This is a genomic window from Alkaliflexus imshenetskii DSM 15055, assembly GCF_000517065.1.
GTDB lineage: Bacteria > Bacteroidota > Bacteroidia > Bacteroidales > Marinilabiliaceae > Alkaliflexus > Alkaliflexus imshenetskii.
Window position 1 is genome coordinate 2,575,733 of sequence record NZ_KI912105.1, and the last position, 14,963, is coordinate 2,590,695.

11 protein-coding genes are annotated in these 14,963 nt (G+C 44.4%); 2 read left to right on the forward strand and 9 right to left on the reverse strand.

Annotated elements, in window-relative coordinates:
• Positions 1–51: 51 nt before the first annotated feature.
• On the reverse strand, positions 52–1,647 hold the full coding sequence (locus ALKIM_RS0110850) for an alkaline phosphatase family protein (RefSeq protein ID WP_026474672.1): 1,596 nt from the start codon (positions 1,645–1,647) through the stop codon (positions 52–54).
• Positions 1,648–1,669: 22 nt separating this feature from the next.
• Complete coding sequence (locus ALKIM_RS0110855; protein WP_026474673.1) at positions 1,670–2,872, reverse strand: pyridoxal phosphate-dependent aminotransferase; 1,203 nt, start codon at positions 2,870–2,872, stop codon at positions 1,670–1,672.
• A 277-nt stretch (positions 2,873–3,149) separates the two neighbouring features.
• On the opposite strand from ALKIM_RS0110855, the gene ALKIM_RS0110860 reads away from it, so the two are divergent.
• Positions 3,150–5,771: a DUF5686 and carboxypeptidase regulatory-like domain-containing protein gene (locus ALKIM_RS0110860; RefSeq protein ID WP_162148811.1), complete on the forward strand. Its 2,622-nt coding sequence runs from the start codon at positions 3,150–3,152 to the stop codon at positions 5,769–5,771.
• Positions 5,772–5,914: 143 nt separating this feature from the next.
• Positions 5,915–8,542 (forward strand): valine--tRNA ligase, encoded by a 2,628-nt coding sequence (locus ALKIM_RS0110865; RefSeq protein WP_026474675.1) that lies wholly within the window; start codon positions 5,915–5,917, stop codon positions 8,540–8,542.
• 63 nt (positions 8,543–8,605) lie between these two features.
• Here ALKIM_RS0110865 and ALKIM_RS0110870 read toward each other — a convergent pair whose 3' ends face one another.
• The 7 genes from ALKIM_RS0110870 to ALKIM_RS0110905 form a co-directional block, all read right to left on the reverse strand.
• Entirely contained in the window at positions 8,606–9,532 is a 927-nt protein-coding gene (locus ALKIM_RS0110870) for a LysR family transcriptional regulator (RefSeq protein WP_026474676.1), read from the reverse strand.
• A gap of 29 nt (positions 9,533–9,561) precedes the next feature.
• Positions 9,562–10,713, reverse strand: a complete 1,152-nt coding sequence (gene dnaJ / locus ALKIM_RS0110875; RefSeq protein WP_026474677.1) for a molecular chaperone DnaJ — start codon at positions 10,711–10,713, stop codon at positions 9,562–9,564.
• A gap of 16 nt (positions 10,714–10,729) precedes the next feature.
• Positions 10,730–11,314: a nucleotide exchange factor GrpE gene (locus ALKIM_RS0110880; RefSeq protein WP_026474678.1), complete on the reverse strand. Its 585-nt coding sequence runs from the start codon at positions 11,312–11,314 to the stop codon at positions 10,730–10,732.
• Between the two features lie 224 nt (positions 11,315–11,538).
• Positions 11,539–12,066 carry a TlpA family protein disulfide reductase gene (locus ALKIM_RS0110885; protein WP_044117895.1) on the reverse strand — a complete coding sequence of 176 codons (528 nt, stop codon included), beginning with the start codon at positions 12,064–12,066 and terminating at the stop codon, positions 11,539–11,541.
• 36 nt (positions 12,067–12,102) lie between these two features.
• Complete coding sequence (locus tag ALKIM_RS18295) at positions 12,103–12,663, reverse strand: TlpA family protein disulfide reductase (RefSeq protein ID WP_044117896.1); 561 nt, start codon at positions 12,661–12,663, stop codon at positions 12,103–12,105.
• Between the two features lie 281 nt (positions 12,664–12,944).
• A complete protein-coding gene (murA, locus tag ALKIM_RS0110900; RefSeq protein WP_026474680.1) occupies positions 12,945–14,249 on the reverse strand; it encodes a UDP-N-acetylglucosamine 1-carboxyvinyltransferase in 1,305 nt (434 codons plus the stop codon).
• 29 nt (positions 14,250–14,278) lie between these two features.
• Positions 14,279–14,875: a DUF4290 domain-containing protein gene (locus tag ALKIM_RS0110905; RefSeq protein ID WP_026474681.1), complete on the reverse strand. Its 597-nt coding sequence runs from the start codon at positions 14,873–14,875 to the stop codon at positions 14,279–14,281.
• Positions 14,876–14,963: the final 88 nt, after the last annotated feature.

The following is a 14,963-nucleotide window of genomic DNA, read 5'->3' on the forward strand; positions in this document are numbered from 1 at the left end:
GTGTTATAGTTGCTTTAAAAATGTGTTAACGATACTATACTTCTGTTGTTTTTAATGGGCTTTCTTGAAAATGGGGACATCGGGTGTATTGACATCAGATGGATGACTTATGCCAAGTTGTTTGAGAATGATTGGTGTTACCATGTAATGAGGGAGATTGTTGAGCCATGCTCCTTCTGAAACGTTCCAACCCCGAATAATAAACGGGAGGGTTGTTTTGCCACTACGTCCACTTTGTCTGGTACCTGCTTCGGTGGCAGGTGTTTGCCAGCCGGGCGAAAGTGTGATGATAATATCGCCGGTGCGCATTGGAAACAGATTTGAGGCGTATAGGGTTTCTGCATGGTTGTTGAACAGCAAATCGTATGTTGGCATGGTGCGTTCAATGCCTGAAACCTGCAATAGAAATCTTGCGGAAATCTCTTGTATCTCTTTTAGTGAAAGACCTTTCTCGTCTATTAGCTTGTGGTTCAGATATACGTTGTTGTCGTGAATGTCGAGAACCCAACGTCCCTGTCCGTGAATGGCCATCAGATAAAGGTTTAGCAAAGCTGCTGTTTTCGGAAATTCAACCACGCCACTGTTCAGCCCTTGACGGCCTGAGGTGGATTGGTCATGGGCACTGCTTGCTCCCGCTGTAAGTATCAACAGATAGTTGTTTCTGCCAAATTCTACATCCATAAACTCAATTAACGATGCGATGTCGCCATCGAGACGAATCAGCATGTCTTCTTTCTCGGCCGGAAGCAGCACACCGTTGGTTTTAACAAACGGACGGGCTGTAAATCCAATTGTCAGCAAGTCTGGCGTATTGTCCTTCCCAAAATCTGAATTGGAAAGAAATGCCACAGTAAAATCTCTGAGTAACGTATTGGCGTAAGGTGAACCTGCAAACTGCCTGAAACGACCGTTGTTGCTTCCATTTCCATTTAAGCCATAGTAAAAGCTTCTGAAATTCTGCTTGTGTTTATCGTCCAGAAACCGATATTCGGTGTAGGAGGTGATGTCGTTGCGTGGGCCCCAATAGCGTTGGAGGTAATTCGTCTTACGTATTTGGTTGTTGAAGTCGGCAAACCATCTTTGCTCTACATAACCTGATGAACAGGCATCTTTAAAGGTTCCGTTATCCAAATCGAGAGAGAAGAAGGCATCCGGTGAATAACCCAGCGCGTGGACCATCCATGGCGTGTTTAGGGTGATGGCCGCCGCCCGCGATGTGGGGCCGAATACTGATTTTAGATAATCGGCCATGGAAGGCGACTGGCTTAAGCTGGAGCCAATTTTAATTTGCGCGGCATCATTTGTAACCGGTTCAACATATCTGTTTGTGCGCTGGTCGAACCATCTTTCGCCAATTACGCCGTGTACCGATGGTGTGGTTCCTGAGAACAGCGAGGTGATGCGGGTGCCCGGATAGCCAGAAATATCCGAAGAGGTAACCGACATCAACCTGAAGCCCTGACGCGAAATGCGGTTTATTCCATTTTGAGAAAGTGATGGCTGTAGCATAAGCAGTTGCTCATTGTCCAGCTCATCAATAACCAAAACAACAATTAGTTTCGGATGTTTTGGACTGTTAGGCAACACCGGGCCTGTAACTAAGAATAAAAGAAGAAATAACCCCAACTGCCGCAAATTCAACTTCATACTTCTTTTTTGAAAAAATAAATCATCTGTTTGTTCGACCGGGGTATACGGATAATGCCTCCCTTAGGGTTTCAATGGCGTTGCGCAAGTCATCGATATTTAATACGTATGCGATGCGCACTTCATCAATTCCTTTTCCGGGTGTGATGTAGAATCCGCTCGCGGGAGCCATCATCACCGTCTGGTTTTTATAACTGAAGTCGCTCAGTATCCATTGGCAGAATTTGTCTGCATCATCTACTGGTAACTTGGCCACAGTATAAAAAGCGCCTTTTGGCATTGGCGTGTAAACCCCTGGTATCTTATTTAGTTCTTCAACGAGAAAATTACGACGTTTATTGTACTCGGTGTTTACTTCTACAAAATAATCATTGGGCGTATTTAATGATGCTTCCCCGGCAATCTGACCCAGCGATGGCGGGCTTAAACGGGCCTGGGCAAATTTTAACGCAGTTTCCAGAATGGCTTGATTTCTGGTCACGAGCATACCTATCCGCAATCCGCACTCACTAAAACGTTTGGAAACAGAGTCTATCATTACCGCGTGTTCATCGAGTCCTTCAAGCTCCATTACCGAGGTGTGTGTGGCACCGTCGTAACAGAACTCACGGTACACCTCGTCAGAGAAAAGGTAGATGTTGTGCTTAATGACAATTTCTTTGAGCTGTTCCAGTTCTTCTCTGGTGTATAGATATCCGGTAGGATTGTTTGGGTTGCAGATGAATATGGCTTTGGTACGTGGGGTAATGAGCTTTTCTATCTCAGTGAACGACGGTAACGCAAAGCCGCTGTCAATATCTGATGTTAATGGAACTACCTTTACACTTGTGGATGAGGCAAATCCATAATAGTTGGCATAAAATGGCTCAGGTACAATAACTTCATCACCGGGATCGAGGCAGCTAAGGAATGTCAGTGAGATGGCTTCTGAACCACCCGTTGTCACCATTAATTGGTTGCTGTTGATTTGGATGCCGATGGTTTGATAGTATTCGGCCAGTTTTTTACGATAAGACTCATTGCCGGCTGAGTGACTGTACTCAATCACTTTAAGATCCAGATTGTGCATGGATTCAATGGCTACTTCCGGTGTCTTTATGTCGGGCTGGCCTATATTGAGGTGATATACCCGAGTGCCTTTTCGTTTGGCAGCCTCTGCGTATGGAACCAGTCTCCTGATGGGAGAAGCTGGCATGATTGTTCCTCTTTTTGAGATGGTTAGCATAGGGGGTGTTGTTTGTTCAGTTGAGGCAGCTATATGGTTCTGCTTCGTAATTCTGTAATTGTTATATAATTTTATAATAGTTACACTACAAAAATTATGATTTATGACAGGTTTTCGAAATGCGAAAGTAAAAAAAACATTACTCCTTAACTACTAAGATAAGAATTTAATTTTTGCCCGACAGCTTAACTGGTATTGATGTTATGGCATGATGGCACTAATGTGTATGGTTTGATTTTTGATGATAGTTGTAAACCAATTACCTATCAATATTTTTATGTTGAAAAGATACGCTTTTATTCTCTTGTGTGCTCTTTTGTCGTTTTTCATCACGGATGTGATGGCTGGTGGTCTCAGGGGACGCGTGGTGGACGAACAGGATAATCCAGTTCCCGGTGTCTCAATTTTTATTGCGGAACTCATAACTGGCACCTCCACAAATAACGATGGGGTGTATGAAGTGCGCCTGACTGCGGGAAACTACAATCTAAGCGTACAGTCATTGGGGTTTTCGCGGCAGGATTTCACGGTTTCTGTTGAACCGGAAAAATGGATAGAACTCAATGTGGTATTGCGTCCGGTGGCTTTTCAAATTCGTGAGGTACGGGTTTATTCGGGTGGCGAGGATCCTGCTTATGCCATGATGCGTAAAGCCATTGGTTTGGCACCGTACTATCTTCGTCAGGCTCGCAGCTACGAGGCAGAGGTTTATCTGAGAGGTTCTTTAAAGATGGATAAGGTGCCACGTTTGTTGGGACTGGAGGTTAATGGTGAGCGGCTAAAATCAGGCCAGTCATTCGCGGCCGAATCACTAAACCGCATTCGTTTTGCAGCACCGGATACTTTTCATCATACGGTTCTACATTCGCGCAGCAGTTTCTCTTTTGGTGAGGAGGCTTCGCCAATTGGTTATATCACTTCCAGTGTTTACGACCCTTCAAACGAGGTGTTTATTTCTCCACTCTCACCCCAGGCCATGCGTCACTATAGGTTTCGGTATGAGGGTTTTATCGATGATGGAGGTCTAATTATAAATAGAATACGGGTTATTCCCCGTCGCAAGAGTCAGCAATTGCTCGAAGGGGAGCTATTCTTGGTGGAGGGTTACTGGAATGTCCATTCTCTCGATTTTACTTTAAATCCATTTTTTGGTAAAGTGCGCATGCAGCAGGTTTTTGCGCCGGTGCTTGGCGACATCTGGCTTCCGATTAACCATCGGTTTGATGTGGATTTGTCGACCATGGGCGTGAAAGGGCGATTCGATTATGTGGGGTCGGTAAAATATCTCACCGTTGAACCTGATCAAACCATTGCGCGCCCATCAACTCTTACTCAGGTGGATTTGGCCCGCATGGATGCTGCCAATGAGATGCCTGTGGAGCAGCCTGTATCTAAAAACCAGCAGCAGATAGAGCGCATTCTCGAGAAAGAGGAGATGAGCAATCGGGATATGATTCGACTGGCTGCTCTGGTCGAGAAGGAAGCTTCTGTTAATGAGCGTTCTCGCGAGGTGCCTTTGCGAATAGAGGGGCGCTACCGTATCGATTTTCAGAAAGATTCAGTAAGACGCGATTCTCTCTTTTGGTCGGGTATACGTCCTGTTCCGCTTACAAACACGGAGCAACGCTCTTTTGCACGTGGCGACAGTCTCCTGGCCTTGACAAAGGCATCTAATAACAATGACACGCTGAATGCAAAGAGCCGGTTTGCCAATACCCGAAAGATGATTCTGTATGGTGGTAGTATCCCCAGAACGGGACCAAACCAATTCCAGTATAACGGACTTGTTGATTTCTCAGCCATAGGTTTCAATGCGGTAGATGGCTGGAGGTATGCACAACAGGCGGGCTTTATATGGGGCAAGGATTCTCTATCTCAATTAAAGGCCGAGGCCTCCCTTGGCTATGCATTTGCCCGGAAATCACTTTTTGGAAGGGTGGCAGTTTCTCAGTGGTATGCTCCTTTGCGCCGCGGTGTTCTCAAATTGGAAGCCGGCTCTGGTGCCTCCGATTTTAAGGGTGATGCAGGCCTCTTTCCGCTGGTAAATATGGCATCGTCTTTACTTTTTAAAGAGAATTATTCGCGCTATTACGATCATGATTTTGTTTCATTGACCAATCAGGTTGATTTGGTGAACGGATTTGTGGTGGATGCAAGTATGGCATACCATCGTTTCGCGCCATTGCAAAATCAAACGAACTACTCTTTCTTTAAGAGAAGCAGTCAGTATCATCCCAATCAGGTAGTGCATACGTGGGCCTCTGATGCACATTTTAAGGCACAAGATGCTTTTGTATCCAGAGTGGAATTGTCATACACTCCCCTACATCACTACATGTTGCGTAATGGCCGAAAAGTGATGCTACACTCAAAATATCCCACATTTGTGTTGGGTGCCGAACACGGCGCGTCTCTTTTCGCAAGTTCTTCTGATTATCTCTTGCTTGAGGGTGGCATCTCCAAGCGCTCAGGCTTTACCTTTCAACCTGCACTTTCGTGGGCGGTTAACGCGGGTCTGTTCTTGCGAAATAACAATATGCACTTTTCGCGTTTTAAGCATTTTGCGGGTTCTGCTGCACCGCTGGTTGTTGGCAATGGAATGGGATCGCTCTATCTGGTTGATGATTATGAAATGTCTACGGCACGAAATTATTTGAAAGCAGATCTGTTGTATTCAACGCCCTGGCTGGCATTGAAGTATCTGCCACTATTCAGTAATCGGCTCTGGAATGAAGATTTATCCTTTACCTATCTTCCTACACCTGAGAGGCCTCACTATGTTCAGGTTGGATACGGCATTAGCAGAATATTTATGGTAGGCGGTTTAGGCATATATGCCGGATTTGACAAAGGACGTTATCAACATTTGGGCTTGCAGGTTACATTTTCCGGATTTTAACGCAAATTTGACTTTTCCTTTCCAACTTATTCTTTATTAAAATTTCCTATTTTTGCATTCTTATGCCTTATAGTTTAGCTAAATGATATTTAGCAAGGGGCATACAGATTGTAATCATGAAACTTTAGAATCAAACATACATCATGGAGATAGCAAGCAAGTACGATCCTTCACAAACCGAAGACAAATGGTATGCATACTGGATGGAAAAGGGCTTTTTCAGGTCTTTGCCCGATGAACGTGAACCATATACCGTAGTAATTCCTCCGCCTAACGTTACCGGCGTGTTGCATATGGGACACATGCTAAACAATACCATTCAGGATATTTTGGTGCGCAGGGCGCGTATGTTAGGCAAAAATGCCTGTTGGGTGCCCGGCACCGACCACGCTTCCATTGCTACTGAGGCTAAAGTTGTTAATAAACTGCGTGATGAGGGCGTTGAAAAATTCAGCCTGTCGCGCGATGCTTTTCTCGAGCACGCCTGGGAATGGACAAACAAGCATGGTGGGATTATTCTGGAGCAGTTAAAAAAACTGGGTGCTTCATGTGACTGGGATCGCACCAGCTTCACCATGGATGAGGTGCGCAGCCAAGGTGTTATAAAAACGTTTGTGGATTTGTATCGCAAAGGTTACATATACCGCGGTATCCGCATGGTTAACTGGGATCCCAAGGCTAAAACCGCTGTTTCCGATGAGGAGGTGGTGTATAAGGAGGTTAAGTCTAAACTCTATTATATCAAATATCAGGTGGATGGCTCCGCCAACGAGTTTGTGACCATTGCAACTACACGCCCTGAGACAATTCTGGGCGACACAGCAGTCTGCGTTAATCCAGCCGACGAAAGGTTCGCCCATCTGGCCGGCAAGCGGGTGCTTGTGCCACTCATCAATCGCTCAATTCCTGTAATTCTTGATGAGTATGTGGATATGGAGTTTGGAACAGGATGTCTGAAAATTACGCCTGCTCACGACATCAACGACTACGAAATAGGCATGCGTCACAATCTGGAGTCTATTGATATTTTAAATGACGACGGAACATTAAGCGAGAAAGCTGGCATTTTTGTGGGAGAGGATCGCTTTGTGGTGCGCAAGAAAATTGAAAAATCCCTGGAGGAGTCTGGCAACCTTGCCAAAGTGGAAGATTATACCAACAAAGTAGGCTACTCTGAAAGAACCGATGAGGTTATTGAACCCAAATTGAGTACACAGTGGTTTTTGCGGATGACTGATATTGCAAAACCTGCTCTGGATGCTGTGATGAGCGATGAGATTCGTTTTCATCCACCAAAGTTTAAAAACCTTTATCGCCACTGGATGGAAAATGTGAAGGATTGGTGTATATCCCGTCAATTGTGGTGGGGACATCGAATCCCTGTTTATTATCTGTCCGATGGTACGTTTGTAGTGGCTGAGTCGGATGAGTTGGCGTTGGCTGAAGCTCAAAAACTTACTGGCAACGCGGCTCTCACCATGGCTGATTTACGTCAGGATGAGGATGTGCTGGACACCTGGGCTTCGTCATGGCTCTGGCCAATTACTGTATTTGATGGCTTTAGCAAAGATACCAAGGAGATAGATTACTATTATCCTACCAACGATTTGGTAACCGGCCACGACATTATTTTCTTCTGGGTTGCGCGTATGATTATGGCCGGATATGAATTTAAAGATACGTATCCTTTTAAAAATGTTTATTTCACGGGTATGGTTCGCGATAAAATCGGACGTAAAATGTCCAAATCGCTGGGAAACAGTCCTGAACCGCTTGAGTTGATTAAAACATTTGGTGCCGATGGTGTGCGGGTGGGTATGCTGCTCTGCTCGCCGGCAGGTGGCGATCTCAGGTTCGACGAAAGCTTACCCGAGCAGGGACGAAATTTCTCGAATAAAATCTGGAATGCATTCAGATTGGTTAGACAGTGGGAAGTTGATGAGCAAATAGATCAGCCCGAGAGTGCTGCTTTGGCCATCGAATGGTTTGGCCATCGTTTGCAACAAGAGATGGAGGTGATTAACGATCATTTTGAGAAGTATCGCGTGTCCGATGCCCTCATGTCTGTGTATAACCTCTTTTGGGATGAGTTTTCGAGTTGGTTCCTGGAGATGATTAAGCCTGCTTATCAAATGCCGGTTGACGGGAAAACTTATCGTGCTGCCATAGGCTTTTTTGATGATTTGATGCGGCTTTTGCATCCTTTCATGCCTTTCATTACCGAAGAGATATGGCATCATATTGCAAACCGAAAGGATGGCGAAAGTATCATGGTAAGCCTGTTGCCGGAGGTGAAATCTTATGACGAATCAATTCTGAAGCAGTTTGAATTGGTGAAGGAAACCATAGTTAACGTACGAACAGTGCGCAAAGAACGTAACATTCCCATACGCGACCTGCTCAAAGTAAATGTGCTTGTTGGAGATGATGGTTACATTGAGCGATTCAATCCGGTAGTGCAGAAATTGGTGAATTTGGAGTCTGTTTTAAAGGTTGATAAAAAAGTTGAAGGCGCCGTATCCTTTTTTGTGAAATCATCAGAATTTTTTGTGCCGCTGGAGATGAATATAGATGCGGCCGAAGAGCTGGAAAAACTTCAGAAGGAGCTGGCGTACACCGAAGGCTTTTTAGCTGGTGTAATGAAAAAACTGAGTAACGAGCGATTTGTTGCCAGCGCTCCGGAGCAGGTTGTGGCCTTAGAGCAGCAGAAAAGAGCCGATGCTGAAGCAAAAATCAGCGCCATTAAGGAGAGCATTGCGCGATTGAATTAGTGCTTTTAAGATTTATAGCAACAAAAAAGGGATTGTGTTTTCACAGTCCCTTTTTTTGTTGGCTTAACGCCATTTTATTTTTACAAACTCCTTAGGTCGGTCGATATGAGGTGGCAAAGAATCGCGGATTGCAGATTTTAACCGGTCGATAAGCAGTGAACGGTTAAAGCTGGAGTGCGTTACAATGCTTATTTCTCGCACCGGCTCCGGTTTTTCAAATCGTTTGTAATGGTTCTTATCAATGCCGTTGATGGCCAGTTCGGGAACCAGTGTGTAACCCAATCCCTTTCTAACCAGACTTTTTAGCGTTTCAATGGAGCCGCTTTCGTAATGAAAACCGATACTTTTTTTCTTGAGGTTGCTTTGGCAAATGTGAAGAGCCTGATTTCTGAAACAATGGCCTTCGGTCAGTAACAGCAGATTGTTGGTGTCTAACTGTTCGGGCAATATGGTTTCGCTTTTGAGCAGTTTGTGGGTTTCCGCCGCATAAAATACAAACGCCTCGTTAAAAATAACTGTCTCTTTTAAGTCGCGTTCTCCGGTAGGTGTAGCCATAATGGCCATGTCGAGCCGGTTTTCGTTCAAAGCTTTAATTATCGATTCTGACTCCATATCTTCAATACGCAGAATGGTGTCCGGGTTTTCTTCGATAAAACGTTGGAGAAACAGAGGCAGAAGATGCGGGGCTAGTGTTGGTATTATGCCCAGCCGGAACTCTCCTTTAATGCTTGATTGCTCATCTTTAATGGCTTCCTGCAGGTTTTGGAGTTCCAATAGGATGCGCCGTGCACGACTAATGAAAACGTCTCCTTCTGGCGTTGGGCGCAACGGTTTTTTTGTGCGGTCGAACAACTGTACGCCAATCTCTTCCTCCAGCTTTTTTAACTGCATGGTAAGGGTTGGCTGTGTAACGTGGCAGGCATCGGCAGCACTCACAAAATGTCTGTGATCGTCAAGCGCCACAATATATTCCAGTTGTTGAATGTTCATCTTAAATTAGGCGTTGCCGCCAGAATTGGTTAGTCAAACATGTTTTTCATACGGCTAAAGAAGTTCATCTCTTCGCCTTCCTTCGGCACGAATGAAGCTGAATCTTTCAGTTTTTCAACAGACCGAATCTCTTCTTTTGTGAGGTCTTTGGGAATGTATACATTGATTCGAACCAGCAAGTCGCCTCTGTGATAGCCATTTACTTCGGGGAGTCCTTTGCCTTTCAGACGAAGTATTTTTCCCGGTTGTGTGCCAGCCTCAATTTTCACTTTTACCTTTCCTTCAACTGTCGGAATTTCTACCGGTGCACCAAGAATTGCATCAGGAATGCTTAGCGTGAGATTGTAAATAAGGTCGCTGCCATCGCGGATTAGTTCAGGATGTTTCTCTTCCTGAATGAGCACCAGGAGATCCCCATTGATGCCGCCTCTGCGTGCTGCGTTTCCTCTGCCTGATACCGAAAGCTGCATGCCTTCTTCTACGCCGGCAGGTATGTTAATGGTAACCACTTCATCCTGACGCAAAAGGCCTTCGCCATTACATTCAGCACATTTTTTTGTAATAATGCGGCCTTCTCCGCTACAGGTAGGGCAGCTTGATGTGGTTTGCATCTGCCCCAGAATGGTGTTGGAAATACGTGTTACCTGTCCGGTTCCCCGACAGGTATGACAATCGCTGAAAGAAGATCCCTTGTCGGCACCTGTACCATTACAATGGTGGCAGCTCACATATTTCTTTACCTTAATTTTTTTCTCTACACCGTTGGCAATCTCCTGAAGTGTAAGCGTTACTTTAACCCGAAGATTTGAACCTTTATTTACCCGCTGTCCGCGTGACGATCCAAACCCGCCAAAGCCACCAAACCCGCCAAAGCTGCCGCCGAATATATCTCCAAAATGGGAGAAAATATCTTCCATGCTCATTCCCCCACCAAAACCACCGCTTCCGGATGCACCGCCAACACCTGCATGTCCAAACTGGTCATAACGCCTGCGTTTCTCATCGTTGCTCAACACTTCGTATGCTTCAGCAGCTTCCTTAAATTTCTCCTCAGCATCCTTGTTTCCTTGATTTTTATCAGGGTGAAATTGGATGGCTTTTTTTCTGTAAGCTTTTTTTATCTCTTCGGCCGAAGCATTTTTGCTTACTTCCAGTATTTCGTAGTAATCTCTTTTTGACATGACAGGTGGCTTTAATTTATTCTCCAACAACTACTTTAGGATACCTGATGACTTTTTCGTCTAACAGATAACCTTTTTGAACACAATCCACAATTTTACCTTTCATATCTTCCGATGGTGCAGGTATTTTTGTTACCGCTTCGTGCAAATCTGCATCAAAATCCTGGTTGTTTGTGTCAATTTCCTTAACACCTTGCTGGTCTAAGAAATTGATGAATTTGTTATAAATGAGTTCAATCCCGGCTTTCACCGCATCGAGGTCGCTTGCTTTGTTAAGGTGCTGTAATGCACGATCAAAATCGTCAACTACTGGCAGAATGCCAACAATCAGCTTTTCTCCTGCTGTTTTCGCAAGCTCCATCTTCTCTTTCAGGGTGCGCTTGCGGTAATTGTCGTATTCAGCGATAAGTCGCAGGTGCTTGTCGTTGAGTTCTTCAACTTTTTTCTCGAGCATTTCTATTTTACTGTCGCAAGCGTCATCTTTAGCCTGAGTCTGGTTGTCACCATTGGTTTCTGATGTGTTGTCAGCTGCTTGCTCAACTGTTTCATTTTCTGGGGTTATCTCTTCCTGCTCTTTATGCTTAGCGTGTTTTTTACTCATGTCGATGAATAGTTTCTTGTTTTCTGTTTAATAATCTCTCAAATAGTCGTGAACGATTGCATTTTGAGACCTGCAAAAGTACTCAATTTTTTTGCCAATTTGTTAATACGGGACATTTTGACAGTATCTTCAGGTGTGAGGCTTTGTGCTACTGAAATAATGACAAAGACAGCATCAGAAATACTGACACTGTCTTTGTTTTCTCTGTTTGGCAATATATTCTATTACCTGATAAGTTGTTTTAAAAACTGGTTTAGTTCTTCACCCTTAATGTTTTTTGCTAAAATAATACCGTCTCCGCTTATCAGCACGTTAGATGGTATAGAGTTAATGCCATATAACCGTGCTGCGTCTGACTGCCATCCGGCCAAATCGCTTACATGCGTATTCCATGCCAGTGCGTCATCCTGTATTGCTTTTTTCCATGCATCGGCGTTTCTGTCTAGTGACACGCTGAAAATGGTAAAGTCATTGCCATTTTTAAACTGTTTATTTTTAAACTCATTATAGATGGCCACATAATTTGGGCTTTCTCTGCGGCAGGGACCACACCAGGATGCCCAAAAGCTTATGAGAACCACTTTGCCTTTTAGTTCCGAGAGTGATAATTGTTCACCGTTTGGGTTCTTGAGGCTTATCTCAGGTGCTTTATTCCCAATTTCCAGACCGGGTTTGGGTTGTGCTCCAAATTCAGGAAAAGAAAGAAAAAATAGTAAGCCAATCAATGTGATTCTGAGAGTAATGGTTTGCATGTTTAAACAGATTAATGTGGATGATTCAGTTTGTAATTAGCGTCTGTAAGCGGCAAATCGGTTTCTGTCAACCGACTGGAGGCGCTCCAGGGTGGCTTCAATTTTATCGAGGTCAACGCTTCTCTCAACAATGCGTCCTTCTCCATCGATAAGAAAATTGGTCAGTTTCTCGCTGACTCCAAAAGTGCTGGCTAGCTCTGATTCGCGACCGCTAAAGTCACAAAGGTGAAAAAAGTCGTGTAATTCATCTCGCTCTATGGTGCTAAGCAATGGCGTCCTAAACCTGTCAAGCGATACACTAACAATAACAAAACCGTCACTGTTGTAAAACTCAGTGTCATGGTATTGTTGCAATAGCATCTTCTTTCTGAAATTGTCAATTCTTGATGGCGCATCGTAGGATGCCCAAAAGTCAATCAAAACCATTTTCCCTTTCAGGGAGTCAGAGGTAAAGCGTGTGCCATCGAGTAGTTGAGAGGTAATTTGTGGCGCTTTGTCTCCTATTTCGAGCCCTATGGCCGGAGTAAAGGCGCCATTCATGAATGAGAGAAATGCCAGCCCTGCTATTAAAGTCAAAATCACTGCTTTAATTCTCATATAATTGTTTTTGGTGAATAATCACGGAACAAATTTCTGCCTATTTTTTGGTTTGTCTGGTATTTTTTAGATGAATGGCAGAGATTCGTTGACCGGTGTTTTATATGCAGCAAAATTATGCTACAAAGCAGGTATTTTCCAAATCGAAGTGTTTGCTTAAGTTAAAATGTATGTTTATATTATAAAACAAAAACACCAATCGCCTGTTAGTAAGGTGATTAGTGTTTTGTTAAAAAGGCACAAAAATGACCAACGAACGTATTTCTTATGTGAACGACGCCTTAGATTCTTCGGATGGATGCGCCCAATTGATTTAACCGGGTGTCAATGTTCTGATAACCACGGTCTATCTGTTCAATGTTGTGAATAATGCTTTTCCCCTGTGCCGAAAGGGCGGCAATAAGCAGTGCTACGCCGGCACGAATATCAGGAGAAGTCATCACACTGCCCCTTAATGGCATTTCGTGGTTGTTGCCTATCACTGTGGCTCTATGCGGATCGCAGAGTATGATGCGAGCTCCCATGTCAATAAGCTTATCTACGAAAAAGAGACGGCTCTCAAACATTTTTTGGTGTATCAGCACACTCCCTTTTGCCTGGGTGGCTACAACCAGAAAGATGCTTAGCAAATCAGGGGTAAGTCCAGGCCAGGGTGCATCGGCAATGGTCATTATAGACCCATCGATAAAGGTCTCAATAACATACTCTTTTTGCGAAGGGATGTAAATGTCTTCTCCCCTGATTTCCATTTGAATGCCCATTCGGCTGAAAGCCAAAGGAATAATGCCCAAATGGTCTGGGGCAGCATTTTTTATGGTAAGTTCGCTCTGGGTCATTGCAGCCATGCCGATGAAACTGCCAACTTCAATCATATCTGGCAAAATCTCATGTTTGCATCCGCCCAAGGAAGTTACACCTGTGATGGTAAGCAGATTGGATCCTATGCCACTTATTTTGGCGCCCATACGTGTTAGCATTTTGCATAATTGCTGTATGTATGGTTCGCAGGCTGCATTGTAGATGGTGGTGGTGCCGGGTGTTAAAACTGCTGCCATAATAATATTGGCAGTTCCGGTTACCGAGGCCTCATCGAGCAGCATATAGGTGCCTTTCATGGATTCGGCATGCACGGTATAGAAAATCTCATCCGGATTAAATTCAAAACGCGCACCAAGTTTCTCAAAGCCATAAAAGTGGGTGTCCATTCGTCGGCGTCCAATCTTATCACCGCCTGGCTTTGGAAAAAAAGCTTTTCCATATCGTGACAGCAGTGGCCCCATAATCATGATGGAACCTCTTAACGAAGAGGCTCGCTTACGGAACTCCATGCTTTGAAGATACTCCAGGTTGATGCTGGCAGCCTTAAAAAGGCATGTGTTGGCAGATGTTCGCGTGATTTCAACGCCTAACTCGCCAAGTAATTCGATAAGGTTGTTTACATCCAGAATATCCGGGATGTTTTGTATTTCAACGGTTTCGGGTGTCAGGAGTGTAGCGCAGATTATCTGAAGGGCTTCGTTTTTTGCTCCCTGCGGAATGATTTCACCCGACATACGACAGGGGCCGGCTATTTCAAAACTGTTCATGAATCAGGAGTTTTACCTCAATTGTTTGATTAGTCGCGGGTTTTACGAACAAAATGTTTTTTTCTCTGACGGTTCTGGGGTTCACGCGTTTCCAGTGTTTTGGTCTGCTGAACCGATACTTCCAGTTTGCCTTTTGACAGGTATTTTATATCCTGAACAATGCGCTCATCGGTGGCATAATCTTTATTCCAGTTGAGAAGTGATTTGCGCATATGGTTAGATATGAGGGCTATGAGGTGATTTTTAAGCTCTCCTTCCTCCATTTCAATGGCTTTGTCAATCATCTGCTCAATGAGTTTGCCGTAGTGGCGAAAATTCATGCGGTTGACGCTATAAGCAACTTTTTGCGGCTTCGAAGTAAAATTGGCTGCTTCGGGCAAATCATACGGAAAGTCGATGTCTAACTTAAAATCGGACATGATGGCAAGATGATCCCAAAGTTTATGCTTGAAATCACTCACATCGCGAAGGTGGGGGAAAAGATTGCCCATTACAGTAACGATGCCGTGCGCACAACGTGTGCGTTCTTCGCGGTCTTCTATGCTCAGCGCATGTTCAACCATTTTGTGGATGTGCCGCCCATACTCCGGAAGAACAAGCGGTTTGCGTGTTGAATTGTAATCCATTTATTGATTCAAATGAAGTTTAATGTTTCTTGTATTAAGGAAAGCTATCGTTTTATCAGTAACAATCTGTATCACATGCAACTGGCAG

Coding starts and splice junctions, on each gene's coding strand:
- ALKIM_RS0110850 (WP_026474672.1), bottom strand. CDS start 1,647: ATGAAGTTGAATTTGCGGCAGTTGGGGTTATTTCTTCTTTTATTCTTA.
- ALKIM_RS0110855 (WP_026474673.1), bottom strand. CDS start 2,872: ATGCTAACCATCTCAAAAAGAGGAACAATCATGCCAGCTTCTCCCATC.
- ALKIM_RS0110860 (WP_162148811.1), top strand. CDS start 3,150: ATGTTGAAAAGATACGCTTTTATTCTCTTGTGTGCTCTTTTGTCGTTT.
- ALKIM_RS0110865 (WP_026474675.1), top strand. CDS start 5,915: ATGGAGATAGCAAGCAAGTACGATCCTTCACAAACCGAAGACAAATGG.
- ALKIM_RS0110870 (WP_026474676.1), bottom strand. CDS start 9,532: ATGAACATTCAACAACTGGAATATATTGTGGCGCTTGACGATCACAGA.
- dnaJ (WP_026474677.1), bottom strand. CDS start 10,713: ATGTCAAAAAGAGATTACTACGAAATACTGGAAGTAAGCAAAAATGCT.
- ALKIM_RS0110880 (WP_026474678.1), bottom strand. CDS start 11,314: ATGAGTAAAAAACACGCTAAGCATAAAGAGCAGGAAGAGATAACCCCA.
- ALKIM_RS0110885 (WP_044117895.1), bottom strand. CDS start 12,066: ATGCAAACCATTACTCTCAGAATCACATTGATTGGCTTACTATTTTTT.
- ALKIM_RS18295 (WP_044117896.1), bottom strand. CDS start 12,663: ATGAGAATTAAAGCAGTGATTTTGACTTTAATAGCAGGGCTGGCATTT.
- murA (WP_026474680.1), bottom strand. CDS start 14,249: ATGAACAGTTTTGAAATAGCCGGCCCCTGTCGTATGTCGGGTGAAATC.
- ALKIM_RS0110905 (WP_026474681.1), bottom strand. CDS start 14,875: ATGGATTACAATTCAACACGCAAACCGCTTGTTCTTCCGGAGTATGGG.